Below are 26,240 nucleotides of genomic sequence, written 5' to 3' on the forward strand. Positions count from 1 at the left end.
AATAACAATTTTATTTAACATTAAAAAAACTAACTCAATATGTTTAAGACTAAAGATGCTTGGATGAATTTCTTTTATTCATTCGGTGCTGCAATTGTAATTCTTGGAGCTTGGCTTAAAATTACTCACATTACCTTGGGACCAATTAACGGGAATATTGCTCTTACTGTGGGGCTTATTACTGAGGCAATTATCTTTATCATTTTTGCATTTGACCCTCCAAAATCAGAAGAGTCTTATGCTTGGGAAAATGTTTATCCTGAGTTATTAGATAAGCATGCAAACCCAAATCCTTTACACTCTAATGTTTCTTCTAGAAATAATAACGCTGCAGCTCAATTTGCTGAATTAGAAAACTCTCTTTCTAACAAATTGGATAAAATGCTTGAAGATGCTAGATTAGATGTTCAATTATTTGAAAGATTAAGAACAGGAATTGATAAATTCTCAAACTCTGTTGATCAAATCAATCAAACTGTTGACGTATCTGCTTCTACTCATAAATATAACGATCAATTAAATAAAGCAGCTCAGCATATGGAAAGCATGAATGCTCTTTATGCAATGCAACTTGAAAGCGGTAAGAGACAATCTGAATTTGCTAACAAGTACGTTGCTGATATGCAGAAATCTGCAGAGCAATCTGAAAAATTCAACCAAGAGCTACAAGGTTTAACATCTAATCTTAATAACTTAAATAGAGTTTATGGTGGTATGCTAACTGCTATGAAGTCTTAATTCCTAACCATTTCTAAATTTAACTACTTAATCAAAAAACAAAGAAAAGAGAATGGCACAAGGAAAACAGACCCCTCGTCAGAAGATGATCAACCTGATGTATTTGGTGTTCATCGCGATGATGGCCCTAAATATTGATGCAGAAATCATCAGATCATACTATGACTCTACCAGAGCATTGAATGAAACCAGAACTTTAACAGAAAAAAAGAACGAGAAGATCTTTGAAAGAACGTTGGAAGCTAAGGCTCAGCAAGTTCCGGATACTTATGCACAGCCTTGGTCTCAGTACAAAGTATTGAAAACCAAAATTGATGCATTGGTAAAATCTGCTCAGGATATTAAAGATTTGTTGAAGAAACAATCTGAGTTTCACGACAAAGATCCTAAAACAGGAAAAGATATTGACGTAAGTGAAAACTTTGCTGCATTGAACAACAACGAAGCCACTACTGAATATTTCTTCAAAGAAGGAGATGAAAATACTCCATCTAAGAATGCATTAGACCTGAAAGCTAAAATTGATGACGTAAGAAACTACATCAATGCTACTTTCGGAAGCAATGCTCAGTTACAGGATTTAGTGGCAAGAGCTAACAAGTCTCTTATCGCGGAGTATCCTAAAGGAACATCTCCAAATGAAAAGACTTGGTTCCAGAATAAATTTTATCATCAGCCGCTAATTGCTGCAATATCTAACTTGGAGATTATCCAAAATGATGCCAGAAACGTTCAGTCTGATGCATTGGCATTATTACTTCAGGAAAAAGTGGATGCGAGTATTAAATTCTCAAGCTACGAGCCTATCGTTTCAGGTCCGGTGGATATCCAGGCAGGAAAACAGGCTGAAGTAAAAGTAATGCTAGGTACTTATTCTAACAGTAATAAGATCAGCATTTCTGGAGTAAGTAAAGTAGAAAACGGTAAAGGTTCTATCGCAATTTCAGGTTCTGGAATTGGTGAACATAAATTGGGAGGTACTATTACATTAACGGATGCTTCAGGTAAGCCGCAAAGCTTCCCTTGGACACATACTTATAATGTAATTGCAGGACCAAGAGAAGTAAAACTTGAAAAAGGATTATTACTTTCTGCAGACAAAATGAATGTAATGTATAGAGGACTTGAGAACCCTGTTTCAGGATCAATCTTAGGAGCTGACAATTCTAAACTTTCATTATCTGCTCCGGGTGCATCTGTAAGAAGTACAGGCCCAGGAAAATGGATTGTAAAACCAACTACAGGTACTACTGTTAAGTTAACATTGTCAGGAACAGATCCTTACGGAAAATCAGTATCTCAGGTGTTTGAATACAGAATTAAAAATGTACCACCACCACAAGGTCAGATTAGAGGACAAAGTATTGTGTCTATGCCGGCAACTTCTATTCCTAACCAATCTGTTCAGGCAGCAATCCCTGACTTTGACTTCCCTGTGTCATTTACTGTAACTCAGTTTATGGTAAGAGTACCAGGTAGAGCAGCGCTATTAGTTCATGGAAATTCATTAGATGATGCTGCTGGATTAGTGAAGAATCTTAGATCTGGAGATGTAGTTTCTATCTTTGATATTAAAGTTACTGCTCAAGGTTTAGATGGACAGGTTATTAAAAACATTACTCCTATAATCATTAACATTCCATAGGACTAAAATTGTAATTTATTATGAAAAAATATATTAGCACCCTTTTAGTATTAGTTTCGGGATTTGCTTTTTCCCAGACTATTCTGAATGCATCCTCTCCGGAAGAGTTCAGACAGATGAGAGCAGAAAACAAACAAAAAGTTGGTGATACTATTGTAGATAAAACAGTAAAGCCTCTTGAGTATGGTTTCGTAGAAGACAAAGATATCCTTAAAAGTATGTTTGTATGGGAGATCATTGATATGAATGATAAGATCAACCAGCCATTCTACTATGATAATCCGGATGGCCTTCTTTCTTCTCCTACAAGATCTCTATACCAATTATTGTTGGATGCAGCTTTAAGTGGAAAAATTGAGCAGGTATATGATGATGAAAACTTCACTGTAAAACTTTCTCCTGAAGGAATTCAGAAAAGATTGGAAAAAGTGATCATCAATGATGCTGCTATTGATATCTTAAACTCTGGAAGACAACTTACAGAAGCAGAAAAAAAGCAATATACTGACGTATTTAAGACAACTACTGATAAAGTAAAAGTTCTTAAAATCATGGGTATGTGGTTTATTGATAAGAGAGACGGGCAAATGAAATACAGACCTCTTGGTATTGCTGCTATGGGACCGGATCCTGCAGTACAGGGAGTTATCGGGCCAGATGGTAAGCCTATTGCAAGTAACGATGAGTTAATTGATCTGTTCTGGATCTATTATCCAAGTGCTCGTGATGTTTTGGCGAATAATTTTGTTTTCAACAGAAAAAATTCGTCTGCTGACTTATCTTTCGATGATGTTATCAATGCAAGAAGATTCTCTTCTATCATTTATAAGTCTTCAGCTGGTTTAGGAGATGGTACTATTAAAGATTATATTCCTAAAAATGCCGATGAACAACTGGAAGAAAGTGATAGAATCAAAGGACAGATTCTTGATATGGAAAATGATATGTGGAATTACTAGATTTCACTTGATATTTATAGAAAACCTGAGTATTTTTACTCAGGTTTTTTTATTATGAGAAATGTAGATTATATTATTGTAGGAGATGGATATGCCGGGCTTTTCTTAGCTCATCAGCTAATTAAAAACAACAAGTCTTTTGTGATCTTTACAGAAGGACGAAGAAGTGCTTCCCAGGTTTCAGCAGGAATTATCAATCCCGTTGTGCTAAAAAAGTTTACCACATTCTGGAAAGCACAGGAACAAATAGATTTTCTCAAAGAAAGTCTAAAGGAAATAGAATCATATACCGGAGAAAATTATCTGATCAATGCTCCCATCCACAGAATTTTTCATGATGAGAATGAACAGAATTTATGGTTGAAAAAATCAGAAAATGAAGAATTATCACATTTTCTTGATCAAAATTTTGATCGTTTAAATATAGTAAAAAACGATTTTCTTACCGGAAAGGTCAATCAATCAGCAAGACTTAATGTTAATGGATTTTTCGGTGGTCTATTCAATTATTTTGAAAAAAAAGATCATCTGGTACAAGAAAAATTCGATTATTCAAAATTGAACCCATCTGAATCCATCTATAAGAATTATACTTTCAAGAATATTATATTTTGTGAAGGAATGGGAGTGAAGGAGAATCCTTACTTTTCAGAGATTACAGTAACCCCGAATAAAGGTCACCATATAAAAGTGAAACTGTCACAACCTCTTCCGGAAAATATAACCATTAAAAAGAAACATTTTTTATTCCCAACCGGTAACGGGCTGTATTTTTATGGAGGAACTTATGACAGGGAGCAGCTTCACCATCACATTGATGAGTCTGCAGTTGCACAACTTGTGAAGGGACTTTCAGAATTTTATCCTTATGATTTTGAAGTAGAAGAAGTACATTTCGGATTCCGCCCGACTGTAAAAGACAGAAGACCTATCATAGGAAGGCACGAAACATTCAGCAATCTTTATGTCTTTAATGGACTTGGAGCCCGTGGTATTCTTAATGGATGCTATTTTTCGAGAGATTTATTCCGTTTTATGGAGGAAGATATCCCACTGCACGAAGAAGTTTCATGGAAGAGATTTCAATAGTGTATCTTAGTGCAGATAATAAAAGGTGAAAATTTATGAATGAAAATATATTAGGTATAGTGGCCGGAGTTCTTACTTCCGTTTCAATGATCCCACAACTTATAAAGGTAATCAGAGAAAAGAATGTAGAAGATATTTCTTTACTCATGCTGCTGGTCCTGATTTCAGGACTTTCTTTATGGGTATGGTACGGCTTTGCCAAAGACGAACTACCTATCATTGTATCCAATGCATTTGCAGTTCTGGTGAATATCAGCCTTTTGATCTGTTATATCATGTATAATAAGAAAAAATAGAATTGCCAAATAAAAATACGCTTCATCATGATGAAGCGTATTTTATTTTATTTAAGTGAAATATTAAGCGAGATCCTATTATTGAAGTACAAATTTAGCTAAAGGAGCCATTCTTGCCTTGTTTAAAGTCAGTGTATTTCCGTTTACAGAGTAATTATCTGCTGCAAGGATTGCTTTGGTAAATTGATTTTCAATATCAAGATCCTCACAAGCCATCATGGTAGACATTCCCTGATTGAATTTAATTCTCATTATTTCAGGTTTGATCTCAAATGTTCCTCCTAAACCATTACATCCTGCATGTCCCTGATATCTCATTCCATCCATTTCAAGCTTGAAATAAGGATTGTTTTTAGGGTTTTTCAATTCAATCGGCTTCCCGTTAAGCTCAGTAAGCTTCCACGTTTTTCCTGTAATATCAGTAGTTGCTTTTTGAGCATTTTGTGTTTTACAAGAAACCACTAAAAATGCTGCGATAACAAGTGCCGAAAAATAATAATATAAACTTCTCATAATGTTTATTTTTTTAATGTGAATTGCTAATCCCTATGCTAATACGATGCCATTTTTGCAGGACCAGACTCTTTTTTTGCCTGTTTAAGATGGAAAAGGACCATATCAACATTCTTTTTCAGAAAAGTGATATTGCCTTTAATATCAGAGTATTGATATTCTTCATTGGAGGCTGTATAGTCAGGTAAAGCATCACTTTTTTTAAGGTCAAAAGTTTTGCCGTTTAAATGTATTGTTGCTGTATTTTTGGTGTTGTTGATAGTCACTTCTATTTTTTCTCCATAGCTGTCAACATACACATTTTTTGAAATGTCATCTGTATTTTCTGGAGCAACAGCAGTAATTGTTTCAGCTTCTTTTCCGGGATGTTTACACGCTGTCAGGGAAATAATGGTCAATCCGAAAAGGACTGGTAATAATAATTTTTTCATAGTGATAAGTGATTTTAAAGTGTTTCATGAATTATGCTGTTAATGCTATATAAATTTACAAATATTTTTAATAAATATGTGTTAATTTTTCATAAACTAACAGAAAATTAAAGTTTTAGGTTATTTAACTCACTGTTTTTTGAAGCAATATTCACGAAACGGAATGTAATAATTATTGTGGAAGATTAAGGATAACAGTTGTTAATTCAGGGTTTTTAACGAACTTGCTTTCAGTAGTATAAAGTTGTTTTTTTTCATTTTTCATTTGTTGTGTTAATTTTCGGCAAAAATAATTCAAAAAAAAGAGAGTAACAATAAGTAAATGTTAATAATTATAATTTATGATAAAGTTTAGGTTGGAATAGAAAAATTTTCAAAACAGACAATCAGGCCGTTTAAAATGTTCAAAAACGAAACAGCTTTAAAATTAAAATTTCCTTAAATCAACAAATGTGGCTTACTTTTTGAAATTTGAAACATGCACAGATGAGATGTCAGAATTGCTCAGAATACGCTTGAATAAAAGAAATATTTAATATTTATCACATTTTTGGATTCAGGTATTTTAAAGAAGAGTTAAATTTTGTTAATCCATGATGATAATATCATAATCTGGGTGTACATTTGCAACTTCAAAATGAGAAACTTTATAGTATACTTTTTAACCGGTCTTTTTCTGCTCTTTGTAGTAGAAAGCAGACTTGATGTTAAAACGCTCCGAAACGACTATAACGGTCATGTTTCTCATCATATGCCCAAAAGAGCCAACCGACTGAATCAGACTTTTGAAAAACTTTCCGTTCAGCAGATGGCCGATAGTGTAGACAATTCCACTTTAGAACTTACCGAAAATGATTTCCAGCTGTCTGATGTATGGCAGGCTATTGTTGTTATTGCCGGAGTTTTCAGTCTGGTCTATATTTTTGGATTAAAAAGCTATAAACGGTCAAAACCGGATATTCATGGCTTTGTTCTTGGTTTAGCCACCAAAAGATTTATTCTTATCCGTTCCATTAGAATTTAAAAATTCTCCGTTCTATTTATTTTCTGCCTGATTCCGGGTGGAAAGCACTTGCGTTGTGTATGCCGGTAATCATCACATCGTACCCCTTTTATTACCGTTTTTTATTTCTATCAAAACATTAACGATTTATATAAACTCTAGAATTATGATAAAAAGAGTTGCTTCGGGAATTGCGCTGAGTGCCCTTCTGTTGGCGGTTGGCTGCAATAAGAAAAAAGAAGAAAAAGAAGAAGTTACCGTCTATCCGGTGACGTCCCCTGTGGTAATGGATACCGTAATCAACAAAGAATATGTTGCTCAGATCCAATCTGTAAAAAACATTGAAGTGAGAGCTCAGGAAAAAGGCTTTCTGGAAAAAATCTTTGTAGATGAAGGACAATATGTACAGGCCGGACAAACATTGTTCCGAATAATGCCTAAATTGTACCAGGCAGAATTATTAAAAGCAAAAGCTGAAGTAGAACAGGCTTCTATTGAGCTGAAAAACGCCAGTACACTGGCAGGAAACAACATCGTTTCTAAAAATGAAAGAGCAATGGCAAAAGCCAAACTGGATGCTGCCAATGCAGAAATGAAACTGGCTCAGATCCACCTTTCTTTTACTGATATCAAAGCACCGTTTTCAGGGATTATTAACAGAATTCCACTGAAATTGGGAAGCCTTGTAGATGAAGGTGATCTGTTGACTTCGTTATCAGACAATACCAGTATCTACACCTATTTCAATGTTTCTGAACCTGAATATTTGAGCTATCAGACTCACGCTGCAGACAGAGGAAGTAACCAGGTTTCTCTGATTACAGCAAACGGAGAAATGTATACCCAAAAAGGAGAAATTCAGACCATTGAAGGAGAATTTGATAATGAAACTGGAAATATTGCTTTCCGTGCGAAATTCCCTAATCCTGACAAGCTTCTGAGAAACGGAGAAACCGGAAAAGTGCAGATGTCAATGCCGGTTCATAATGCATTGATCATTCCACAGAAAGCAACCTATGAGATTCAGGATCAGAAATATGTATTTGTCATTGATAAAAACGGAGTGGCAAAATCCAGAAATATCAAAGTAGCCTATGAACTTCAGGACTTGTATGTGGTAGGATCAGGAATTTCAAAAGGAGATCAGATTCTTCTGGAAGGCGTGCAGAAAGTAAAGGATGATCAAAAAGTGAAAACAAAATTCCAGGATCCTAAGAAAGTTCTTCAATCATTGAAATTAAAAGCAGAGTAGTGGTCTCTAAAATGAAGCAGTATGTTTAAGAAATTCATTCGCAGACCAGTTCTGTCTATAGTAATCTCATTGATTATTGTATTTATGGGAATATTGTCATTGGTGAAACTTCCGGTGACCCAGTTTCCATCCATTTCTCCGCCTAAAGTAAATATCACCGCGGAATATCCCGGAGCCAACAACGAACTGTTGATTAAATCCGTAGTCATCCCCTTGGAAAGAGGATTAAATGGAGTTCCCGGTATGAAATATATGACCTCAGATGCCGGAAATGACGGGGAAGCGTCCATTCAGATTGTATTTGATCTGGGGACAGACCCCAACGTAGCTGCAGTAAACGTGCAGAACCGTGTATCTTCAGTGGTCAATAAACTTCCGCCTTTGGTAGTGCGTGAAGGGGTAAAGATCACCCGTGAAGAACCCAACATGTTGATGTATATTAACCTGTACAGTGATGATCCTAAAGCCGACCAGAAATTCCTTTTCAACTATGCAGATATCAACGTAATGTCTGAATTGAGAAGGGTAAGCGGTGTAGGTTTTGCCGATATCCTGGGAACCCGTGAATATGCCATGCGTATCTGGCTTAAACCGGACAGGTTAACAGCATATAACATCTCAGCGGATGAAGTAATGGAATCTCTGAACGAGCAAAGTTTGGAAGCTTCTCCCGGGAAAACAGGGGAGAGTTCAGGAAAGCGCTCTCAGTCTTTCGAGTATGTATTAAAATATCCCGGTCGTTTCAATAATGAAAAAGATTACGGAAACATTATTTTAAAAGCAAAACCGAATGGAGAGTCTGTAAGGTTGAAAGATGTTGCCGATATAGAGTTTGGAAGTTCCATGTATGATATTTATTCCACATTGAACGGAAAACCTTCAGCAGCGATCACGGTAAAACAATCCTATGGATCCAATGCAAGTGACGTTATCAAAAATGTGAAAGCATTGATGAAGGATCTTGAAAAAAATAACTTCCCGAAAGGAATGCATTATGATATCAGCTATGACGTATCAAGATTCCTGGATGCATCCATGGAAAAAGTAATCCATACTTTATTTGAAGCCTTCATTCTGGTTGCTATCGTAGTATTTCTATTCCTTGGAGACTGGCGTTCAACATTGATCCCTGCATTGGCCGTTCCGGTTTCATTGGTAGGAACATTTGCCGTGATGTCTGCTTTCGGAATTACCCTGAATATGATTTCCCTCTTTGCGCTGGTAATGGCGATCGGGGTTGTGGTTGATGACGCGATTGTAGTTATTGAAGCCGTTCACGCCAAGATGGAAGAAAAACATCTTTCTCCATTGAAGGCCACAGAAGAAGCAATGCATGAAATCAGTGGAGCAATTATTGCAATCACATTGGTAATGGCATCGGTATTCATTCCGATTGCATTTATGTCCGGGCCGGTTGGGGTATTCTACCGTCAGTTCTCTATTACAATGGCCTCATCTATTATTTTATCAGGGGTAGTGGCACTTACTTTAACACCGGCTTTATGTGCTCTGATCTTAAGAAATAACCACGGAAAACCTAAAAAGAAAACTCCGATTACTATTTTCCTTGATAAGTTCAATAATGTCTTTACAAAAGGTGCCGGGAAATATGAGAAGCTTTTGAATAAAACAGTGACGAAAAAGACAATAACATTACCCTTGTTATTAGCATTTTGTGCCTGTACATTCTTCCTGAGCAATTCTTTACCTTCAGGATTTATTCCGGCTGAAGATCAGGGGATGATTTATGCCATTATTCAGACACCTCCGGGGTCCACATTGGAAAGGACCAATCAGATTGCAAGAGAACTTTTGAGAGAATCTGAAGACATTGACGGTGTGCAATCTGTTTCATCCTTAGCAGGATATGAGATTTTGACTGAAGGTACCGGATCCAACTCAGGAACCTGTCTGATCAACCTGAAAAGCTGGGAGGAGCGTAAAGAATCTGCTGCCGAAATCATTGAAAAGCTCGAAGAAAAGGCCAAAAATATTCCGGGAGCCAATATTGAATTCTTCCAGCCGCCTTCCGTTCCGGGATATGGAGCCGCAGGAGGTTTCGAACTTCGTTTGCTGGATAAGGCAGGAAGTGGAGACTATCATAAAATGGAACAGGTAAGTAACGATTTTGTGAAGGAGCTTAAAAAACGTCCGGAATTGGGATCAGCATTTACTTTCTATTCCGCAAGTTTCCCGCAATATATGCTTAAGATTGATAATGATCTTGCAGAACAAAAAGGAGTGACCATTGAAAAAGCAATGGATAACCTATCTACATTGATTGGTTCCAACTATGAAACGAGTTTCATCCGCTTTGACAGACCGTATAAGGTAATTGTTCAGGCCGGACCTCAATATCGTGCCCTTCCAACGGATCTGTTGAAACTGTATGTTAAAAACGATAAAGATCAGATGGTTCCCTACTCAGACTTTATGAGATTGGAAAAAGTATATGGATTATCTGAGATCACGAGACATAATATGTATAACTCAGCCGAGGTGAGTGGAACTCCGGCACCAGGATACAGTAGTGGCCAGGCGATCAAAGCGATTCAGGAAGTTGCGGATAAAACACTTCCAAGAGGTTTTGGTATCGACTGGGCAGGGATCTCTAAAGATGAAGTAAGCCGTGGTAATGAAGCCGTGTTTATCTTCCTGGTATGTTTAGGGTTTGTTTACCTGATTCTTTCCGCACAGTATGAAAGTTTCATCCTTCCGCTGCCGGTTATTTTATCTCTTCCGGTAGGTATTTTTGGAGCATTTTTATGCTTAAAGCTTTTAGGATTGGAAAACAATATCTATGCACAGGTGGCCATGGTCATGCTCATCGGACTTTTGGGTAAAAATGCGGTATTAATTGTCGAGTTTGCTGTACAGAAGAAAGCTGAAGAGGGAATTCCTGTAGCAAAAGCGGCTATTGAAGGTGCTGCCATTCGTTTCCGCCCGATTTTGATGACATCATTTGCCTTCATTGCGGGGTTGATTCCTCTTGTGATCGCAACAGGACCGGGAGCAGTTGGTAACAGAACCATTGGTACTGCAGCAGCAGGAGGAATGTTAATCGGGACTATTTTCGGATTGATGATTATCCCCGGACTGTATTATATCTTCGGAACAATTGCTGATAAGTCACGATTGGCCAGATATGAAGAAGAGAATCCTTTAACAGAACAAACTGAACCTTATGAACATGATGGAAAATTCGAAGACTAAAAATATAATCACAGCCATTGCCTTATCGCTTGTACTTGCAAGCTGTAAGGCGCCAATGGCGACTGTCATAAAAGACGAGGTAAAAGAAAATATTCCTCAAAATTTTAATCAGGAAGAACAGCAGGATGCTAACAATAATACCGGAACTACTCCGTGGAGACAGTTCTTTACAGATCCTAACCTTGTAACGCTGATTGAAACGGCTTTAAAAAATAATCAGGAGCTCCTGATCACGCTTCAAGAGATTGAAATTGCTAAAAGTGGTGTTTTAGCTAAAAAAGGAAGATTGACTCCAACTGTCTCTGCGGGAATAGGAGCAGGATTAAAAAAAGCAGGTCGTTATACCAGTGAAGGAGCAGGTGATGCAACAACACAAATTGAACCTGGAAAAGAAATGCCGGATCCGCTTGGAAATTTTGAAGCAGGATTAAATGCAAGCTGGGAGATTGATATCTGGAAAAAGCTCAGAACGGAGAAGGAATCTGCAGTAGCCCATTATCTTTCTACAGTAGAAGGGAAAAACTTTGTTTTGTCTAATCTTATTGAAGAAGTAGCAGATAATTATTATGAGTTATTGGCACTTGATAATCAATTGGATATTATACAACAGTATATCAAGCTTCAGCAGAGAGCACTTGAAATTTCCAAAATTCAGAAAGAAGCCGCTGCTGCGACGGAGCTTGCTGTGAAAAAATTTGAAGCAGAACTTGCGAAATCCAAAGCAGCCGAATATACAATCCGTCAGCAAATTACTGAGAAGGAAAACGAAATCAATGCTCTTCTGGGAAGATATCCACAACCGATTGTGAGAACAAAGGAAAACTTTATGTCTACAATTCCTCCTACAGTATATACCGGAATCCCGTCTCAGTTATTAGCCAACCGTCCTGATATCAAACGGGCAGAACTGGAATTAAAGGCTTCAAAACTGGATGTAGAAGCTGCAAGAAAAGAATTTTATCCTTCTTTGGAAATTTCTGCAACCTTAGGGTTAGAAGCTTTCAAACCATCCTATCTTGTTAAATTACCGGAATCAATAGCATATAATCTTGTGGGTGAATTAGCAGGACCACTTATTAATAAGAGTGCAATAAAAGCTAATTTCCAGACTGCAGATGCAAAACAGGTTCAGGCATTGTACGAATATGATAAAACCATTTTGAACGCTTATCTGGACGTTGCCAATCTGATGTCGAAGGTTAAAAATATTGATCAGTATTATCAGTTGAAATCACAGGAAACGAAAGCCCTGGATCAGTCTATTGATATTGCCAATCAGTTGTTCCGTAATTCCAGAGCAGATTATCTTGAAGTTCTTTTGAACCAGAGAGATGCATTGGATGCCAAAATGGAGCTTATCGAAGCAAAACAAAAACAGCTCAGTACTGTAGTCGACATCTATAAAAGTTTAGGTGGAGGCTGGAAATAAAACATCATAATTCTATCAATAAACAGTTAATGTTTTTTGGAAGGGTCAATTCTTTTGAGTTGGCCCTTTTTTCTTTTTAACACGACAGGTTCTGTCGCTGTGAGTAAATATTTTTGCATCATAATAAGATAAATTGTAATACAATATAAAGGAAATTTGATTATTAATAGTATGATTTATAGAAGGTTGAAATATTGTGATTTTCGTATCTTAAAAAGTGTTAAATTCGCTTCGTTTTAATAAACTAATTACTAACTCAAAAAATGACAACACGAGAATGAGAAAACTTTATCTCAGTGCATTCACTTTATGCACAATTCTGGGCGTATCTGCTCAGGAAGTGGTGTGGCAGAAAGACATCCAATCCTCTACCCAGGATTTTCTAAGCCAGGTCACTACAACCATAGATCAACAGTATCTGATCACAGGAAGTTCTATTCAAAGCAATAAGCAACAGGCTTCAGGCAGTAAGCAAAACAACGGTTATGATTTTCATCTGGTCAAACTGAACCAACAGGGACAGGAGGTTTGGGAAAAATATTTCTCAGGATCAAATCATGATTATCTGTCGGCGACTGTTACTACTCAGGATGGCGGATTTCTTTTGGCCGGAACATCTTATTCCGGAAAAGGATTAGATAAAAAAAACGATTCCAAAGGCGGTTCAGATATCTGGTTGATCAGAATCAATGAATTTGGTGATGAACTATGGCAGAAAACGTTGGGAAGTTCTTCTGATGAAGAAGCAAGATCTGTTATTCAAACTACCGATTTAGGATTTTTTGTAGCCGGAAATATACAGAACTCACCCAAAGGATACGGTTCAAAAGATGTTTTGATTACAAAACTTGATAAAGATGGAAAAGAACTCTCCCAATTAATTTTAGGTGGAAAAGGATTGGATGAAGTAGAGAAGATGATTCCAACAAAAGATGGTGGGGCATTACTTGGGATTTATTCAAGGAGTTCCGAGGTTCGTGTTTCGGGTTCTGAACAAGATTCCGGGATGCGAGGTTCGGGTTCTGCATCAAACGTTCAAAACCCGAATCCCATATCCCGAAACTCGAAACAAACTGAAAACTTTGGTGAGGGCGACTACTGGATTGTCAAGTTGGACAAAAACGGAAAAGTAGAATGGGAGAAGAACTTCGGAGGTAAAGGAGATGATCATTTGAGAACCCTGGCATTAACTTCAACTGGCTTTATCATTGGTGGAGAATCAAGATCAGAAAGATCGGGAAACAAAACCGTGGGCATTGAAGAAGGAACAGATCTTTGGCTGATTGCTCTTAATGAAAGAGGTGAAGAGCAGTGGCAGAAATCCTACAATTTCAAAAACAGAGATATTCTGATGGGAATGAACGTTCTTCATTCTGCAGATGATCAATCTTCCAAAGGAATTCTATTAGGCGGATATACTCAAGCCGAAGGAAGAATAGAAACTGATGATGAAACCTTCTGGATGCTTTATCTGGACCAAAATGGAAATGAGCAGTGGAGAAAACATGTAAAAGGAGAATCCAGACAAAAAGAAGAAAGGCTTTCTGATTTAAAGTTGAACAGAGACGGTTCCATTATTCTCGCTGGAACCAGTGCAGAAGAATTAGGTAAAGAAAACTGGAAGATTGTAAAGCTGGGAGACAAACAGGTTGATCAGCTGATTGAAAAATACGATATCAAAATCTATCCAAACCCTGTTTCTGACTACGCTTATGTAGAAATCGGCTTCGATTTTAAAGAAGCAGATATTCTGTTATATGATATGAGTGGAAGGCAGCTTCAAAATATTAAAACAAAGAATAAAGTTACCAAAATCAATACCCAGCCTTTAGTTCAGGGAGCTTATCTGGTGACGATAAAAACTGATACCAATAAAACGGCAAATGCCAAATTAATTAAGAAATAAACTGATGAGAAGAAAAGTTATACTAGTATCCTTATTGTCCATGATGGTACAAAAGGGATATTCTCAGCTAAATGTGGGAGATGTTGTAACGACTCCTGTTGCGTCGCCATCCATGGCTGCCATGTCCCGTTATTCCGATGTACCCATGTCATTATCCTCAGGGCTTCCTGAAATAGGACTTCCTCTTCTGAATGCACCGCTTTCAGATGATACAGCATGGCCAATGGGATTAGGTTATAATACAGAAAGTATTTATCAGTCCAGTACAGCGAGTGATGTGGGAGCAGGCTGGTCATTCTTTGGAGCTGCCGTGATCTATAAAAAGATTATTAATGAACTGGATGAATGCTATGATAATGCGGGTTCTGCCAATTATCTGAAAAATGAATTTGATGATATCTACTACTATAATCTTCCGGGATTATCCGGAAAGTTCAGTATAAAAAGGGATATTGTAAATAATACGTTTACCCTCATTAATCTTACCCCTAACCATGTCAAAATTGATTATGTAAGAAACAGTAATACGGCAACTTTTAAAGCAGATAGTTTTACCATTACCGCAGATAACGGATACCAATATATTTTTACAGATTTTGATGCTGCCAGATATAGCTGTGGAGAGTTTTTTATGGGGAATGAATACAAAACAGCTTATTACCTTACCCGTATTCTGAATCCTATCGGGGTAGAAACAGCAGCGGTAACCTATGATAAAAAAACAAAATACAAAGGAACCAATAATCAATACTTAATCTTTCAGCAGAATAAAATCAAAAGCATCACCAGCCGCAAAGGGCAGGTAGCATTTGACTATGTATATGATGAAACGCTGGAAAATAAAGATGCAAATGCAGAGGCTACCAGTGATCCCTATAGTTTACAGAAAATATACATGAAAAATCCTGCCGGAGAAACGTTGTATTCTTATGCATTTAATTACACCATGCTTTCTGTAGGAACTGCCGCTGCACAAAAGAAAAGGATATTGAATTCTGTTATTAAAAATGATAAAAGCGGGACTCCTATAGAAAAGAACACTTTTGTGTACACCTATCCTTCAGGGGATGGATCATTGAAAAAAATGATATCTCCAACAGGTGGGGTCGCTGAATATAACTATGAACCTGGAGAACTGTATTTTAATTTTAATGATCCTGCATTTCTTGCCGGTCTTGTAGGAACCAGTGAGATATCTTACCCCAATATTCAGTATTTTTCTGCTATTAACAGTGGTACGATTAATACCACCCAATCTCTGGTTTATAACTTCAATATCCCTGGAAATCAGCAGGTAAAGAAAAACTTCAGATTTGTCCTCAATATTACAGATTATGAACGTCCTGATCCACCACCACCACCATTCAAACCTAAAGAACATAACCTGAAGATTACCTTAAAAAGAGGAACTGAAGTTATTATTCCCACCTTTACCATTACTTATAATCTCTACAATCAAATATATAATCTGAATGCTTATCCGGGAGATTATACCCTGGAAATCGTCCGCACAGGAGAAGCAAAAGCCAATGGAACTTTCGGCAGTTCGGAAGTAAAGGTATATCCGGGACCTTTCAGAAATGGAAAATCTGGAGTACATTCGAGGATAAAAAATATTAAGTATTATAAAGATATCAATGATACAGCTCCACAGAGAACTGTAAATTACACTTATGATTCTTTTGACCTGCCTGACAGTGCAAGTGGATATTTATTTAACAATGAGAGAGACATTGACGACGGTTTGTGGACTACATATGTGCTGTACAAAAATGTAAAAGTTTCAGAAGCGGGTAAGGGGTCTGTACGCTATACATTTAAAAATCCAGATGATTATCCGAAACAGCAAACCGTAGGAGGATCATCTCCTGAATATTACTGGCCTTATTACAATATCACCAAAGGAGGACTGCTTTCCAAAAAAGAAAATTATGATGATCAGAATACCCTTCTGACCACAGAATTGTATGATTATGAACTGGATAATTTTTCCAATAACGAATATAGCTTCTTAGCAGGTTCCAAAATGACTTCAAAACCCGCCTACATAAAGAAAAGCATCAACACCAATAAGGCGCTCTATCCTGGAGGAAGATTTTTGGAAAGTAAATCTGAAACTACAGTCAGCGGTTCTAACTTAAAACCCATCTATACAAAGATGACTACAGATAGTGACATTGCTGAAAAGACTTATACCTATCCGATAGGGATGTCTGCTTACCAGAAACTTGAAAATGCATACATGACAGGGGTTCCTGTGATTACAGAAGAAAAGAAAAACGGGAAAATACTGTCCAGAGCAGAAACATTGTACAATAATCCTTCCCTTCTGATGCCTACCTCTGTATTGGCAACCAATATTGCAGACGGTTCTAAGAAGGAAACCGGAACATTTGATTTGTATGATGATAAAGGAAATCTTCAGCAGATAACATCTGCTGTGGGAATTTCTACGACCTTTATTTATGGATATAATAAAACACAACTCATTGCCAAAATAGACAGAGCCAAGTTATCCGACATCCCGCAGTCTGCTATCACGGCTATTGTAAATGCTTCCAATGACGATTATATCCAGCCTCAGGGAATGACTGCACAACAGTCAGAACAAAATCTTATTAATGCCCTTGATACGTTCAGGCAAAATCCGGCATTGGCAAATTATGTTGTCACCACTTATACCTATGATCCTTTAGTGGGGATGACAAGTACAACTCCACCATCAGGTTTCAGGGAAGTGTATGAATATGATGATGCAGGAAGACTGAAGAAGGCAAAAAAAGTGGAAAAAGATGCAGGAGGAAACATCTCGTATAAAACCATAAAAGAATATCAGTATCACAACAAACAATAAGCACCATACCATGAAAAATTTTTTAAATATACTCAGTCTGTTGTTTGTCACATTCAGCTTTGCGCAGACCAACCTAACGGCTTCTGAAAATTATATTTACAGCAAAACATGTCTGAATAACGATTGTACCAAAACTTCAGAAAACGTACAGTATTTTGACAGTTGGGGAAGGCCGGTACAAGGCGTAGCCATTAAAGCCTCTCCTTTGGGAAATGATATCGTAAGCCATATAGAATATGATAACTATGGAAGACAGGTAAAAGATTATCTTCCGATACCACAGACAGGAACACAAAACGGTGCGTTTTACCCCTCTCCGCTTGCCAATGCCTCCTCTCTATACGGCAATGAAAAGATCTATTCTGAGAAACTCGTGGAAAACTCTCCGTTGGAAAGAATACAACAGCAGGTTCCTTTAGGAAATGCCTGGAGTAATAAACCTATCCTGTTTTCTTATGATGCCAACAAAGATGGTGAGGTCACAAAATATACCGTGACTACCACATGGGTAGAAGGAAGAACAAACAGTATTCTTTCCAACAATGGAAACTATGCTGTTAATACTTTAGCCAAAAACATGGTAACTGATGAAGACGGTAATGTTACCATAGAGTTTACCAACAAGCAGGGACAAATGATTCTTGCCAGAAAAATGCTCAGCGCTACCGAAAAAGCGGATACCTATTATGTGTATAATGAATTCAACCAATTGGCATATACTCTTCCGCCGTTGGCTTCTGTTTCGGGTGCGGTTTCTGCATCCACGCTGGATAATCTTTGCTACCAATATCGTTATGACGGCTGGAACAGACTGGTAGAAAAGAAACTACCTGGGAAGGGCTGGGAATACCTGGTGTATGATAAAGCCGACAGGCTTATGCTTAGCCAGGATGCTAATATGAGAGGATCTGGAAAATGGATGATGATCAAGTATGATCAGTTTGGAAGGATTGTCTATACAGGAATATTCAGTTCTAATGACAGTAGGGCTACATTACAGAATCAGATCAAGGATTTGGTTATTTATGATGCGCGCCATTCTACAGGTTTTGTAAGGAATGGAATGAATATTTATTATACAGCTGTATATTTTACTCCTGAAAGTATTTTGTCTGTTAATTATTATGATACCTATCCTGCTGGAACTCCTGTAGCGCCCACTCAGGTAATGGGGCAGGATATTCTTTCTCAGGATGCCCAAAACAGTGTGATCAGCACGAAAACCCTGCCTACAGCTGCTTATGTAAGGAATATTGAAGATAATGGCTGGACAAAGAACTATATCTGGTATGATACCAAAGGAAGAGAAGTAGGATCACACACGATCAATCATTTGGGAGGATATACCAGAACTGAGTCTGAAATCGATTTTGCAGGACTTATTAAACAAACCAAAGCTTACCATAAAAGACTGACGGGTGATCCTGAAAAGACCATTACCCAAAATTATGAGTACGACAGCCAGGGCAGACTGCTGGTACACAAACACCAGATTGATAACAATGCAGTAGAGATCCTTTCGCAAAATACCTATAACGAGCTTTCCCAGCTTTTAAATAAAAAAGTGGGCGGAACCCAGATATCCCAGCCTCTTCAGACGATTGACTACCAGTATAATATCCGGGGGTGGATGACTCAGATCAATGATCCTGCTAATCTTGGGAATGATCTTTTTGGATATAAGATGAACTATAACCAGGTAGAAGGGCTAGAAACTCCTAATCCTGATTATCCTAATTTGAAGGTAAAGCCAAGGTTTAATGGAAACATTGCCGAAGTATCCTGGAAGACTCTGACGGAAGAAAATGAGCCTCTGAAAAGATACAGTTATTCTTACGATGCTTTAAACAGACTTTCTGCAGGCTTTTACCAAAAAGCAGGAAAAGAAACGGCGAAAGAGTATTTTGAAAGTATGGAATATGATCTGAACGGAAATATCACGAGACTGAAAAGATCTGGAGAACTGGTCATTGGAAATACAACAGCTCTGGCCATAGATAATCTGAAGTACGATTACACAGGAAATAAACTGATCAGGGTTACCGATGAGCAACAGAACCCATCAGGTTATCCTTATATGGCTAATCCCGGAATCATAGGCTATGATAATGACAGCTCAGACGGAAACGGAAATATGATCAGCAATCCTGATAAAGGTATTTCTGCCATTCAATATAATTATCTAAATTTACCGCAACAAATTACCCAAAACGCTAAAGTAACCCAATATACTTACAGAGCGGATGGTGTAAAGGTAAAGAAGCTCTTTGGAGATATAGAAACAGATTATCTGGATGGTTTTCAGTATAAATCTACATTCCTCATAGAATCATGGAATGGAGAAGGAATTTTCCAGCCTGATCCGAATGAGATCCCGGTTTTGAAACTGAGAATTATTCCCACAGCAGAAGGATATTATGATGTACTGAATGAACGCTATGTTTATAACTATACAGATCATCTCGGAAATGTAAGACTTAGCTATACAGACACCAATAAGGACGGGATCATCCAGCCAAGAAGGTACTATGCCTCCATTTGTACAGGGAAATTCTGTATTGATGACTGGAAACCGGGGGAAATTGTAGAAGTGAATAACTATTATCCTTTCGGGATGATGCATAATTATACCGCTACCACTCAGAATGCCTACCAGTACAAATATAATGGTAAGGAGCTTCAGGAAAGCGGAATGTATGATTATGGGGCAAGAATGTATATGCCGGACCTTGGAAGATGGGGTGTGATAGATCCGCTGGCAGAAACATCCAGAGGATGGAGTACCTATGCCTATGCTTATAATAATCCTGTGATGTTTATTGATCCGGATGGAAGACAGAATGTGTCCGCCTCACAGAGGGAGCATGATTCTGCCTTATTCTGGAATTTTGATCAGAATACGACATTATATGGAAGCAGCTGGTTTGGCAGTTCTTATGAAAGTGCAGGATTTGGTGGTAATTTAAAAACAATGTGGGGTGGAGATCATGGAGGTTCAGGAAGTGGTTATACTTTTAGAGGAGATCTAGCATCTGCGATGTTAGATTATTTTAAAAAAGGAGGAACTCTTTCAGGACTTTCTATATCTTGGTGGACACTTGGGAAGCCAGGAGATGCAAATACAGCACAGGAAATGGTGGCTCATATGTTAAAGTTAAACTCTTATGAGTATGATTCTGATATCCATAAAACCTCACAGAAATTTAGAGCATGGTCTGGATATGCTTTTTCTGCCAATAAATTTGTTTTTCAGCCTGCTGCAGATAGAGCTGTTTTATATGGAGCTGGGGAAGCTTATTCTACCACCAATTTAGTTTTTGAAAAAGCATTACCAAAGATATTAGGCTCAAGAAAAATATATGTACCATTGATGGAAGTAAGTGTTAAAAATGCACAAAGATTAGCTGCTGGAACTAAATATGCTGGAAGAGTTTTAGGTGGAGCAGGTATAGCTTTAGGTATTTATGATATGACCGAAAACGGTGTAAATATGTCTAACTCATTAGATACAGTAATGTCTGTATTGGCTGTTTCGCCAACAGGGTGGGGTCAAGCTATAGCAGGAACTTATTTTCTTGCAAATGGAATTACAACATTAGTAACAGGAAAAGATATTGGGCAGCATATTGAAGGAGCAGTGAATAAATACTACAACGACGGTGTGAGAGCAGAAGAACAAAGAAAATTTAACTCAGCCATAGGCTATTAAAAAATTATATATGATAATCATTGATTATTTATACTATCAATTTACAAATTTTTATCATCAATTTGAAAAAGATGGTACACATAAGGGATCTGGAATTATTTTAACATGCGCTATGCTTTGTTGGAATTTGGTGTTTTTTATTATTGTATCAGATAAATATTTTAATACTAATTTAGGACCATCAAACAAATATGTTTTAATAATTTATTGCTTGCCAATTATTTTATTTTTAGGATTAAGATATTGGAAATTTACTTCTTATGAAGAAATTAATGAAAAAGTGCAAAAATTTAGTAAAACAAAAAAAACTATTGCTGATATTTTATTAATCACTTATGTTTTTATTTCATTTCCTGTGTTTATTATTTTTGGTATTTATCTGGGATCTTTAAAAAATACATTTTAATAATTACTAAGTTTAAATTAGGGCATTGGTATTCAATGCCAGATTTATTAGTAATTTTCCCCGCTCGTGCCCACAAATAAACAAAACCACTGCTCAGCAGTGGTTTTTCGTTTTATTAAAAGTGTATTTTTTATAAGCTCTATTATTTATCAAGCAGCTTTTCCAGTCTGCTCATCATTTCATCCTTTTCCTTCAGCATACGCTCGTATAATGCTATTTTTTCTTCGTGAAGTTTAAGGATAGTTTCTACTGGATTGAATATAGGATTAGTATTATGGGCATTGAATATTGAACCATTATCTAAAGAAAAAGTGTTCGCTATAATATTCACAGCTTGCTCCTCATCAAAATTCTGAAAAGCTTCTACGGGAATTTTCAGTACTTCGGATATTTTTTCGAGTAGCTGGTTTTCGATGGTTTCTTTTTGTTCAAGTAAAGAGATCTTTTTTTGGTTCCAGTCTTCACCTAAGTCCAGCGCCAATGCTTCCTGCTTGATGCCCAGCATTTCTCTGAAACGTTTTACATTTCTTCCCTGATGTATTTTGTAGTCCATTCTTTAATCAATTTGTGAAGATTCAAAGATAATACATTCTGTAAAGTAAAGGTTAAAAAATATCCGGTAAAATATTCCGGTCATACGTATTAAAGTGTCGGGAACTAGTTTATAAACTGTTTTCAACAGCTTCGGAAGTGCTTTCAGTCACTCCAGTAAGTGTCCGTAGCCGCTCATTAATTTGCTATAACCATTTTGTAAACTGGCTCCAGACATTTAAGAAATGCCTTCAGACACTATTGTAAGTATCTCTGGACACTTTATCAAATAGGTATCACTACTTTACAACCGTCTCAACCGTTTTCATAAGTCCCTATAGCCTTTTATTCAAGTAGCTGGAGACCGTTAGTGAACCCTCTTTAGCCCCTTCGGAAAAGCCTGTCACCCCTTCCTTAACTGTCTCCATACCGTTCTATAAGTGCTTGTCACCCCTTATTCAAGTAGCTGGAGACCGTTATGGAACACCCTTTAGCCCCTTGTATAACTGGATCTACCCCCTTACCCAAGGGGGTAGAGGGGGTTGGTGAAGGGGGTAATCACTATTTTTTCAATAAATAGATGTAAGTAATGGAAACAGGGCATACGGTAATATTTAAATTTCCTAACTTTGTAGTTCTCAATAACAATCAAAACAAAACGATGTCAATCACCAACGAAGATCAGATGCTCGGAATGCAAAAAGTAAGCGAAGCTGTTGCCTATACGCTGAAGAAGATGATGGATTACGCCGAACCCGGCATGACCACCAAAGATCTGGACGAATATGGAGCCAAAATACTGGAAGGCTTCGGAGCAAAATCAGCCCCTTACCTTACATATGGATTTCCAGGCTGGACGTGTATCAGCGTGGACAATGAATTCTGTCACGGGATTCCAACAGATCAAAGGATTTTGAAAGAAGGCGATCTGATCAATATTGATGTTTCTGCAGAGTTGGACGGATATTGGGCAGATAACGGAGGTTCCTTCGTGATCGGAGAAGATATTCACGGACATCAAAAATTGGTGGAAGCTTCCAAAGATATTTTAAGAAAAGCTATCGATAATATCAAAGGCGGTGTCAAAATAGCAGACATAGGACATTTAATGGAAACAGAAGCAAAGAAAAGAGGCCTTAAAGTTATTAAGAATCTTGCAGGCCATGGAGTAGGGAGAAGCTTACACGAACAGCCTGATGAATTGCTGAACTACAGAAACCGCTATGATATCAGGCGTTTCAAGAAAAATTCTGTGGTGGCTATTGAAACATTTATTTCCACCGACTCCAATATCGCTGTAGAATTAAAAGACGGGTGGACCATGGTAGGCAATAAAGGCGGTTATATGGCCCAGCACGAACATACCATCGTAATCACAGATGGAAAACCTATCATTTTAACCGAAATGAATGAAATCCTGAATTAGAAGAGGTAGGTTTATCACAAACACATGTATAGTAATAGTTTTATAAGGCACAATTCTATCATAACTTCCTTGCTGAAAATCTCACATTGAGCGCAAGCGAAATGTTCTTGCGCCTTATAAAACAAAGCAATATTAAAAAACCTTCGTGCCCTTGCATTAAAGGCAAATTAATAACATTACTAAAATCACAAAGCTTCATCCAATCAACTTGTTGATTCTTCCTTTGCTCCCTTATCTTCAATATTAATAATTGAAAACTTTGCGTTAAAAACAAACCCTATTATCCACCATCAAAACTCTTTCAGAATACTTTCCTAATCCGCTGTAAAACCATTTTTCATAGTCCTTCAATACAATAGGTTTCCACATCAGTAGTTCCCGTATAATTTCTGAAAACATCTTTGAGATAAGCAGCAATATAATCCGGAGCATCTTCAGCACTTCTACCGCCCGAAGCAACAGCGAGATATACTTTTTTATCTTTAAACTGTCCCACACGATTCCAGTGTTCCAATAACAATAATATCTGCTTCACGGATTTCACTCACAATGCTATTGGTATACGAAAGAGCTGAACTGAGCCCTATGCTGTAAGACAGATCTCCTCTTGCGCTGGAGATAACGTGCAGAATATTCTTCATTTTTTTTCTTTATTCCAATGACGATCTTGTTTTTATCAAAGGGACATGATTAATTAATTTAAAATTGTTAAAGGGCTGGATTTGTTGATTGAAAAAGCCGGGTTTTAAATTGTCAGGCATGAAATACTTTTTTATATTTATAGAATAAAATCACTTCACAAACTATCCGCTATGAAAAAATTTCTTTTAATCCTTTTGGGAATCGTAGTCATTCTGGCTGCTGTAGTATTGATCAAAACCTACACCTATCCGTTTAAGAAAAATACTATTGGCGCAGGTGAGGGCTGGAAACCTGTAAAAAATGATTCTGCAGTCATGAGACTTTCAGGAGGAATAAAAGTACCCACCGTTTCTACAGGTAGTTTGGGTGAATTTGATTATGCACCGTTTGAACAGTTCAAAACCTATTTAAAAGCTTCTTATCCGTTAGTCTATCAGAACACAGAAAATGTTGAGGTAAACCAATACGGATTGGTGTTCAGACTTAAAGGAAGCAATCCTGCTCTGGAACCCATCTTATTCCTTTCTCATATGGATGTAGTTCCTCCCGGAGATGCTGATATTAAAAATAACCAAGAAAATATATTCCGTCCCGATGATAACCCGTCCGAGCCTGTTTCAAAAGTAGCTGAAGATTGGGATTTTGCCCCTTTTTCAGGAGCTGTTGCCAACGGAAGAATCTACGGAAGAGGTGCCATAGACATGAAAGGAATGCTCTTTTCTTTAATGGAATCCATGAATTCTATGATCAAAAACAAACAGATTCCACAGCGTGATATTTATCTGGCTTTTGGTTTTGATGAAGAAGTAGGCGGAAAAAAAGGAGCGATGCAGATTGCTGATTATTTTAAGAAAAATGGATTGAAGTTCGATGCGGTCTATGACGAAGGCGGATTGATTATGAGAAAAGGAAATGTAGCCGGAATTGATACAGATGTTGCCGTAGTAGGATGTGCAGAAAAAGGTTTTCTTTCTGCAAAAATCAAAGTAAAAGGGCTGGGCGGACACTCTTCTATGCCTCCTATGGAAAGCGCAATCGGAAAAGCAGCCGTTATCATGCAGCGTCTGGAAGATCACCAGATGAAGCCTGTTATTACCCCTTTAATCAAAGAATTTTTTAATAATATCGGAGGTGAAATGCCTTTTACCACAAGAATGGCATTGGCGAATCAATGGCTTTTAAAACCGGTATTGATTTCCCAGCTTACCAAAAATAATACAACCAATGCATTGGTTAGAACCACAACAGCTTTAACGATGATGAAGGGAAGTGATGGTACCAATGTACTTTCTCCCGAAGTGGAATTTGTAGTTAATTTCAGGTTACTTCCCGGAAATTCGGTGAAAGATGTAAGAGATCACATTGCTAAAGCCACTGAAGGTTTTGATGTTGAAGTAGAAGAAATTGATAATACAAGAGAAGCCTCTGCTATTTCTCCAACCAATACAAGAGCTTTTAAAATAATAGAAGCAGGAGTGAAAGAAATTCATCCCGGAGCTATTGTTACTCCATATCTTACCATGGCTGGAACTGATGCCGGTAAATATGAAATTGTAAGCAAAAACGTTTACAGATTCATGCCGATTAAGATCAACAGTGCCGAACAGCAAAGTATTCACAGCACCAATGAATATCTTAGTATTGAAAACTATCTGAAAATGATCCATTACTTTGAATACATCATGAAGAATTATGATAAATAAATGTCAATTGTGAATTGTGAATGGTCAATTCGCTGGCTTGTAAATTTTAATATAAGTTCGCATATTATTAAACGCAGCGTTCGCAAAGTTTTTTATGATGTTTAATTTCTTTCGATCGCAGAGGCGCTTCACTCAGCAATGATAAGGCATGTCTTTGCTGAACGAAGTGCCTTTGCGAACAAAATATAAAACGTTACCCAACAAACCTTGCGAACCTTAGCGTTAATAATGATTGACTATTGCTAAGATATTTTATTATTAAAAAAAACAACCGCAGAGGTGTTTCCCTCAGTAATATGTAAACTGAGTTCTTTGCTGAACGAAGTGCCTTTGCGAACAAAATATAAAACGTTATCCAACAGACCTTGCGAACCTTAGCGTTAATAATGATTGATGGTTGCTAAGATATTTTATTATTAAAAAAAACAACCGCAGAGGTGTTTCCCTCAGTAATATGTAAACTGAGTTCTTTGCTGAACGAAGTGCCTTTGCGAA

General features: G+C 37.3%; 20 protein-coding genes. 15 read left to right on the forward strand and 5 right to left on the reverse strand.

The genetic code is table 11. The features are described from left to right. Positions 1 to 39 precede the first annotated feature (39 nt). From porL to FB551_RS19680, 5 genes are read left to right on the forward strand one after another with little or no spacing between them, the layout of a single operon-like run. Entirely contained in the window at positions 40 to 738 is a 699-nt protein-coding gene (porL, locus tag FB551_RS19660; RefSeq protein ID WP_047428085.1) for a type IX secretion system motor protein PorL/GldL, read from the forward strand. Positions 739 to 790: 52 nt separating this feature from the next. Continuing rightward, a complete protein-coding gene (gene porM, locus FB551_RS19665; protein ID WP_047428082.1) occupies positions 791 to 2,383 on the forward strand; it encodes a type IX secretion system motor protein PorM/GldM in 1,593 nt (530 codons plus the stop codon). Positions 2,384 to 2,403: 20 nt separating this feature from the next. Continuing rightward, positions 2,404 to 3,342: a type IX secretion system ring subunit PorN/GldN gene (gene porN / locus FB551_RS19670; protein WP_047428079.1), complete on the forward strand. Its 939-nt coding sequence runs from the start codon at positions 2,404 to 2,406 to the stop codon at positions 3,340 to 3,342. Positions 3,343 to 3,396: 54 nt separating this feature from the next. Next, positions 3,397 to 4,431 carry an NAD(P)/FAD-dependent oxidoreductase gene (locus tag FB551_RS19675; protein WP_142018636.1) on the forward strand — a complete coding sequence of 345 codons (1,035 nt, stop codon included), beginning with the start codon at positions 3,397 to 3,399 and terminating at the stop codon, positions 4,429 to 4,431. Positions 4,432 to 4,466: 35 nt separating this feature from the next. Beyond that, complete coding sequence (locus FB551_RS19680) at positions 4,467 to 4,727, forward strand: SemiSWEET transporter (RefSeq protein WP_047428073.1); 261 nt, start codon at positions 4,467 to 4,469, stop codon at positions 4,725 to 4,727. A gap of 78 nt (positions 4,728 to 4,805) precedes the next feature. On the opposite strand, the gene FB551_RS19685 is transcribed toward FB551_RS19680, so the two are convergent. Together FB551_RS19685 and FB551_RS19690 are read right to left on the reverse strand one after the other, a co-directional pair. Beyond that, positions 4,806 to 5,240, reverse strand: coding sequence for an META domain-containing protein (locus FB551_RS19685; RefSeq protein ID WP_142018637.1), 435 nt, complete (start codon positions 5,238 to 5,240; stop codon positions 4,806 to 4,808). 38 nt (positions 5,241 to 5,278) lie between these two features. Next, entirely contained in the window at positions 5,279 to 5,671 is a 393-nt protein-coding gene (locus FB551_RS19690; RefSeq protein ID WP_047428067.1) for a multicopper oxidase domain-containing protein, read from the reverse strand. Between the two features lie 637 nt (positions 5,672 to 6,308). On the opposite strand from FB551_RS19690, the gene FB551_RS19695 reads away from it, so the two are divergent. From FB551_RS19695 to FB551_RS19730, 8 genes are all read left to right on the forward strand, one after another. Continuing rightward, the gene (locus FB551_RS19695; protein ID WP_047428064.1) at positions 6,309 to 6,695 is read left to right on the forward strand and encodes a hypothetical protein; all 387 of its coding nucleotides are present in this window, start codon (positions 6,309 to 6,311) and stop codon (positions 6,693 to 6,695) included. A 148-nt stretch (positions 6,696 to 6,843) separates the two neighbouring features. Further along, positions 6,844 to 7,926, forward strand: coding sequence for an efflux RND transporter periplasmic adaptor subunit (locus FB551_RS19700; RefSeq protein ID WP_047428612.1), 1,083 nt, complete (start codon positions 6,844 to 6,846; stop codon positions 7,924 to 7,926). Between the two features lie 21 nt (positions 7,927 to 7,947). Beyond that, positions 7,948 to 11,139, forward strand: coding sequence for an efflux RND transporter permease subunit (locus FB551_RS19705; RefSeq protein WP_142018638.1), 3,192 nt, complete (start codon positions 7,948 to 7,950; stop codon positions 11,137 to 11,139). Continuing rightward, positions 11,111 to 12,568: a TolC family protein gene (locus FB551_RS19710; RefSeq protein WP_142018639.1), complete on the forward strand. Its 1,458-nt coding sequence runs from the start codon at positions 11,111 to 11,113 to the stop codon at positions 12,566 to 12,568. Before FB551_RS19705 ends, FB551_RS19710 begins: the two co-directional genes overlap by 29 nt. A gap of 277 nt (positions 12,569 to 12,845) precedes the next feature. Continuing rightward, a complete protein-coding gene (locus tag FB551_RS19715) occupies positions 12,846 to 14,474 on the forward strand; it encodes a T9SS type A sorting domain-containing protein (RefSeq protein ID WP_142018640.1) in 1,629 nt (542 codons plus the stop codon). A 4-nt stretch (positions 14,475 to 14,478) separates the two neighbouring features. Then, entirely contained in the window at positions 14,479 to 17,328 is a 2,850-nt protein-coding gene (locus FB551_RS19720) for a hypothetical protein (protein WP_142018641.1), read from the forward strand. A gap of 10 nt (positions 17,329 to 17,338) precedes the next feature. Then, a complete protein-coding gene (locus FB551_RS19725; protein ID WP_142018642.1) occupies positions 17,339 to 21,037 on the forward strand; it encodes a DUF6443 domain-containing protein in 3,699 nt (1,232 codons plus the stop codon). Positions 21,038 to 21,047: 10 nt separating this feature from the next. Continuing rightward, entirely contained in the window at positions 21,048 to 21,443 is a 396-nt protein-coding gene (locus FB551_RS19730; protein ID WP_047428048.1) for a hypothetical protein, read from the forward strand. A gap of 142 nt (positions 21,444 to 21,585) precedes the next feature. Here FB551_RS19730 and FB551_RS19735 read toward each other — a convergent pair whose 3' ends face one another. Continuing rightward, a complete protein-coding gene (locus tag FB551_RS19735) occupies positions 21,586 to 21,996 on the reverse strand; it encodes a helix-turn-helix domain-containing protein (protein ID WP_047428043.1) in 411 nt (136 codons plus the stop codon). A gap of 639 nt (positions 21,997 to 22,635) precedes the next feature. Between FB551_RS19735 and map the strand changes: the two genes are divergently transcribed. Further along, positions 22,636 to 23,400 carry a type I methionyl aminopeptidase gene (map, locus tag FB551_RS19740; RefSeq protein WP_142018796.1) on the forward strand — a complete coding sequence of 255 codons (765 nt, stop codon included), beginning with the start codon at positions 22,636 to 22,638 and terminating at the stop codon, positions 23,398 to 23,400. Between the two features lie 337 nt (positions 23,401 to 23,737). Here map and FB551_RS23555 read toward each other — a convergent pair whose 3' ends face one another. Beyond that, positions 23,738 to 23,914 (reverse strand): hypothetical protein, encoded by a 177-nt coding sequence (locus tag FB551_RS23555; RefSeq protein WP_226798741.1) that lies wholly within the window; start codon positions 23,912 to 23,914, stop codon positions 23,738 to 23,740. Continuing rightward, entirely contained in the window at positions 23,883 to 24,041 is a 159-nt protein-coding gene (locus tag FB551_RS23560; protein WP_226798742.1) for a hypothetical protein, read from the reverse strand. Before FB551_RS23560 ends, FB551_RS23555 begins: the two co-directional genes overlap by 32 nt. Positions 24,042 to 24,212: 171 nt before the next feature. Here FB551_RS23560 and FB551_RS19750 point away from each other — a divergent pair, with 171 nt between their 5' ends. Continuing rightward, a complete protein-coding gene (locus FB551_RS19750; protein ID WP_142018643.1) occupies positions 24,213 to 25,745 on the forward strand; it encodes a M20/M25/M40 family metallo-hydrolase in 1,533 nt (510 codons plus the stop codon). Positions 25,746 to 26,240 lie beyond the last annotated feature (495 nt).

Source organism: Chryseobacterium aquifrigidense (assembly GCF_006716485.1).
Lineage (GTDB): Bacteria > Bacteroidota > Bacteroidia > Flavobacteriales > Weeksellaceae > Chryseobacterium > Chryseobacterium vietnamense.